The sequence below is a fragment of the Mycobacterium sp. genome (genome assembly GCF_046095365.1).
Taxonomy (GTDB): Bacteria; Actinomycetota; Actinomycetes; order Mycobacteriales; family Mycobacteriaceae; genus Mycobacterium.
Window position 1 is genome coordinate 1 of record NZ_JBJTJF010000112.1, and the last position, 4,742, is coordinate 4,742.

Below are 4,742 nucleotides of genomic sequence, written 5' to 3' on the forward strand. Positions count from 1 at the left end.
GGTGTTGGCGGTGACGGTGACATTCTTCGAATCCTTGAGGAGGATTCCGTCGGCTCCGTTGTTGGAGATCGTGTTCGAACCGATGACGGCGCCCTTCACGGTGTCCAGACTGATGCCGGAGGTGCCGTTGCCGACGATGACGTTGCCGATGATGTTCACTGCGGAGGTGTCTTTGACCTGGATTCCCTCTTTCCCGTTTCCGGCAAGGCGGAATTCCGAAATCGTCAGTGGCGCAGCACCGTCCACGATCACGGCGGCGCCGGTGAAGCTCTGGATCAGCGCGCCGCCGGTGAACGACGCGGACACACCATTGCCGATCTTGATTCCCGTCTCCGCCGAGTAGCCCAGGTTGCCCAGGAGTGCCAGGGAGTTATTCACGTTGACGGTCGCCGATCCCGAGTCCGTTGCACTCAGTTGCATGCCGCCGAGTGGATTGATCTTGCCGATGGCGCCGTCGAGGTTTGCCGTCTTCCGGTCGCCCGGGGTCAACCCCAGTTGATATCCCTTGCCGGCCGCCGAGTCTATGGAGCCGCCGAAGAGGATGTCACCACCGGAGACCGCAGCGGGACCCGCGAGGGTGCTGGTGCCCGCGACCGAGAAGGTGCCCTGCTCCACGGAGAACACACCGCTCAGGGAGACGGCGTCGCCGTAGGTCTGATCTCCGGACGTGCTGGCGCCCGCTGTCGTGGTCGACCCTCCGGCATCGGTGGTCAAGCTAGCCAACGGCGTCTGACTACCCACGACGCGAACGAAATTGGTCGCTCCGCTGCTGTTCACGGTGAGCGTCGATGCGCCGTCGACCGTTCCCGAGAAGGTGACGTCGCCGCCTTTGGTGCCGACCGAGGTGTCGCCGTCGAGGGTCGTGACGCCCGCCACCGAGAAGGCCCCGCCCTCTGTGGTGTAGTCGCCCGCGAGCACGGCGTTCTGCCGGTAGGTCTGGCTTCCGGTCGTGGCGACCGAACTCAGTGTCACAGTCGCCTGGCCGCCGGTTGGCCGCAGATAGATCTTCTGACCGGCCACATCGAACATGACGTCGAAGGAGTTGTAGAGGGTCAGGGCGCCGTTGACGTTCTCCGGGTTGTTGACCTTCTGGGTCTTCTCGTACGTGACCAGATCGACCGATGAGATGTCGCCGGCGGTGAATTGCCATATCAAGGGGATTGGTCGGTCGGGAGTGGTCGGGAACGTCGCCTTGAATGTGGTGCCCGGCTGCAACTGCTCGCCGTTCTTCGTGGCGAAGTAGGCGGTGGAGCCCTCACCCAGCCTGATACCACTGGCCGGGGCGCCGCTGTCGATCAGCGTCGGCAAGCAGGGCTCCGACGTCTGGCACGTGATGTTCACCGGGGGTTCGCTTGGATTCCCGAGGACGTGTGACTCGGTGCCCTGGGTGACGGTATACGTTGGCGCAAAGCCGAATTGGTCGAGGATGGCCAATCCCGAAGTCGGATAGGTTCCACCCTTGGGCGACACGATCACCGGGACGGCGTAGGGGAACTGCTTCCTCAGCGCTTCGGTGATCCCGACCGTGAGCTGCGGCGTCACTCCGATCGGACCGAGCTGTACGACAAAGCCGTTGGCCAGGTTGCCCGGCAACTGGACCAGCGGACTGGTCAAGCCGTTGTTGACGTTGAACGACGCCCCGAAGTCCCCGAAGAACCGGCCCTCCACGGGCGGGGCCGCGGGGTCGGTGAAGGTGAATGTCTTGTTGGTCTTCGAGTTACCGCCGGCGAGGATGGCCCCGATGGCGATCGGTTGCGCCGTCGAAACCGTCTGATCTCCCCGCCCCAGAGTCACCCGGGTATTGGAAACCACCCCGTCGAAGTAGTTGCCGGAGTTGTAGACCTCACTGGCCGGCGTCGTGGTGAGCGGAACGCCAACCCAGAGCGGCTGGTTGTAACCCGCGAACAAACCCGTTCCGCCGGTGTCGAATTCGTACACCTGGGAGGGATTGTCGCCGATTGCGACATCGATGCCGTACTTGACGCCCGGAGATGCATCGGTGGGAGGTGCGATGCTCAGTTCCGGCAGGAAATGCAGCGGAATCGTCTTCGTGTCACCGGACTTGGCGATCACCAGGGGCTCGATGCCCTGGGTGAGCAGACCGGCCAATGGTGTGGTTCCGCCGATGGGGGCGTCGAAGACCGTCGTCGCCAGCGCGGTCACCTTGAGGGACTGCTTGCCCTTCTTCGTGCCGTCGACGGCGCCCGTGACGTGGGCACCGGGTCCGCCGGCGTCGATCTCGACGTCGTTGGCGAGCACCACCGCGGCATCGATGGTGACCCCGTTCCCTCCGCGCACCGCATCGCGCAGGGTCAGCGGGTGCCCGGCTACGGTCGCGCCGACGCTGCCGTCGAATGCAGAGTCACCCTCGAACCGGATGGCGTCGATCTGGCTGGTCGCAAGACTGCCCTTGGCGGTGCCGGAGGTGAACACGAATCCGGCGCAGCCCGCGTTGCCCGGATTGGTGACGGCCACCGTCTGGTCCGCAGTCAGCGTGAACGGTTTGGCGCCCAGAAACAGCGGGTCTCCCGAGACCTGCACGAAAGTGCCGTCCTGACGGAAGTAGGCGACGCTGCCGGTGTTGACAGCGATCGACAGGCCGTTGGCGGTCTGGGAGGCCGTCACTCCCTCCGGGACGAAGAACAGCGTGCGTCGAACCAACGCCAGCGCGCCCGTCAGGAGGTCGGAGATCGGACCGCCGGGCAACGTCGACAGCACGTCGAACGTCGAGTTGAACCGGTGGTTGATGACGGTGCTCAGCGCCTGCCTGAAGGTCGGGGCCCCGGTGCCCCTGCAGGCCGCGCACGAACCTTTGCCGGCGACTGCAGCGGCAGCCGTACCGTTCGCCACTGCGGGCGGAGCCGCGATGGCGGCTGCGATGCCGGCCGGGATGGCCGGGGACGGCCGCACCGACGCAGCCGGGGACGTGATGCCAACGGCGCCGGGGGAATCGGCAGAGTGCCGAGCCGGCGTGGCCGTCACGCGCATCACGACACGTGGCGTGGCTGCTGCGGGCCGCTGCCGCGCTCGGTCACCGTCACCGGCAGGCCCAGTTCGCGGCATACCGAAGCGATCTCCGAGCCGACGAGGCCCTGCGGGCTGATCCGCTTGCGGCAATCCATCCCGGTGTGCCACGGGTGCGTCGACGTCGACGGGCACCGTGGCCGAACGTTGCGATGCAGCTTCGGCTGGCACGCCGGCCCGCGTGTGAGGCGTTGTCGCAGCCGGCGGCGGAGCGGCCGATCCATCGGTCGTCGCACCCGCCCGAGCCCCTCGTGATCCCCCGCGCTGCCAACCGGGCGGCGTCGCCCGATCCGGCGAGCTGCCGGCCGAGGCCGAAGCCGCATCTGGATCCGGACCGTCGGCCGAGGCGACCGCCGCGTGTGGACCTGCGACGGAAAGACCGAGAACGACAGCGGCCGCTCCTACGCGCACGATGGGAATTCGCGTCATCGTCACTCCCTTACGAGGCCGCTGGAGCCGCCGATGGCGACCGCCGGCACCACGACCACCGCCGCACCCATCGCGACGTAGGTCATCCCCTGAGAACTCCAAAGTGGTTTTGGTATTAGGTAGCTGTGTTTCAGGTTAAACCACGACCGCCTCACCGCGGCCAACTTGACCTGAGTCTGAACTCCGCTCCTCTACCCGGAGCTTCCGGAGATCGACCCGGTGACACCGAGACCAGCTCCGGGAGTCCTTGATTCAACTCGATATCGCGTCTAACCCAACCGAAGTAGTGCCCCCAGTCGGACTCGAACCGACACTGGGCGGATTTTAAGTCCGCTGCCTCTGCCAATTGGGCTATGGGGGCGCCGCGGCCTGACGCGATGAACTCGGCATACGCACCGTACCTGCCGGCGGGTCCATCGATTCCGGTCCTCGGGAACCAACCCAGCGGGTTTTGCGCTGACACACCCCGCCCCGGCGAACTATCGTTGAACACGTAGCCCGCGCGGCGTGGGCCCCGAAGGAGATGATCTGAGAATGCGTATCACCGAGGTCAAGCGCGTCGGCGGCTGCAGCTGCCGTTGCAATGCCTGCAAGAGCCAGGCTCACTGCCGCAACATCGGCAGTGGTTGCAAGATCAAGCTCTGAAGCCGGCGCACCCGTTCCGGCCGGACGGCCCCGGCGCCCGCGGGCACCGGGGCCGTTCTGTTCTGTCTGGCATCACCGGGGCAGCGAGAGGGCGATGCCGTCGAGGATGTCGTGCTCGCTGACGACGAGTTCGTCGATGCCGGCCCGCTGAGCCAGAGCGGCGGCCAGTTCCTGCACCACGATCGCCCCGCCCCCGATCACGTCCACGCGGCCCTCGTGCATCGGGCCCAGCGCTGAGCGTTCCGCGCGGGTCATCGAGATCAGCCCGTCGCACACGTCCAGAAGGGCCGGCAGGCCAACCCGGGACAGGTGAATCGCCTCGGAGTCGTAGGTGCTCATGTGGTGGGCCAGCGCGGCGAGGGTGGTGAAGGTTCCGGCCACGCCGACCCAGGTGCGGGCCTGCTGCACCGGGACGGCCCGCAGCGCCTCACCCAACCGCTCACGCACCACCGCACGGGCGGCGGCCACCTCCCCGGCGGTCGGCGGATCGGAATGCAGGCACCGCTCGGTCATCCGCACGCATCCGATGTCGGCGGAGTGGCTTGCCCGAACCCCGGACCTGTCACCCAGCACCACTTCGGTGGAACCGCCGCCAAGATCGACCACGACGAAAGGTTCGGCAGCCGAATCCAATTCGGCCACCG

Annotated in this window: 3 protein-coding genes and 1 tRNA gene; all 4 read right to left on the reverse strand. The window is 66.6% G+C overall.

Going from position 1 to position 4,742, the window contains the following annotated elements:
- Window positions 1-2,910, reverse strand: a 2,910-nt coding sequence (locus tag ACKOQ4_RS09270) for a right-handed parallel beta-helix repeat-containing protein (RefSeq protein ID WP_526291075.1), incomplete at its 3' end; no start/stop codon positions are given.
- A gap of 77 nt (window positions 2,911-2,987) precedes the next feature.
- Window positions 2,988-3,122: a hypothetical protein gene (locus ACKOQ4_RS09275; RefSeq protein WP_526291077.1), complete on the reverse strand. Its 135-nt coding sequence runs from the start codon at window positions 3,120-3,122 to the stop codon at window positions 2,988-2,990.
- A 618-nt stretch (window positions 3,123-3,740) separates the two neighbouring features.
- Window positions 3,741-3,814, reverse strand: a tRNA-Leu gene (locus ACKOQ4_RS09280).
- Between the two features lie 356 nt (window positions 3,815-4,170).
- Window positions 4,171-4,742: Ppx/GppA phosphatase family protein (locus ACKOQ4_RS09285; RefSeq protein WP_526291079.1), on the reverse strand; the 572-nt coding region annotated here is incomplete at its 5' end.